The 350-nt window shown below is 60.9% G+C and carries 1 protein-coding gene; it reads right to left on the reverse strand.

The window, feature by feature from the left end; all coding sequences use genetic code 11:
• On the reverse strand, positions 1-227 hold a 227-nt coding region (locus GPK94_RS12525; protein ID WP_215655898.1), incomplete at its 3' end, for a UxaA family hydrolase.
• Between the last annotated feature and the right edge of the window lie 123 nt (positions 228-350).

Raw genomic sequence — 350 nt, forward strand, 5'->3', positions numbered from 1 at the left:
CCGTAGACGTTGGGGTTGGCGGCAAAGCCGGCCATCACGTCCATGGTCAGCTGCTGGTCAGAGGCGACCTGAGAGCAGCCGTTCTGGTTGTTGAAGGTGACGGAGCCCACCACCTGCTGGGAGATGATGCGGGTGGTGTCCGATGCGCAGACGCTGGCGGGCAGGATCAGAACCTTGTTCCGGATACCCACGCGGCCGTCGGGACGCTTATAACCATAGAAATTCATGCCTTACTTCCTCCCTTTCCCTTATGCCTCGGCTTCCAGGTCTTCGCGGTGGCTCTCCACATTGTGGACGTGGACATGCTCGCCGGCCTTGATGTCGCAGGAGGCAATGCCGATGTGCTCGCC

It is taken from the genome of Pseudoflavonifractor sp. MCC625 (assembly GCF_018784545.1).
GTDB classification, from domain to species: domain Bacteria; phylum Bacillota; class Clostridia; order Oscillospirales; family Oscillospiraceae; genus Pseudoflavonifractor_A; species Pseudoflavonifractor_A gallinarum.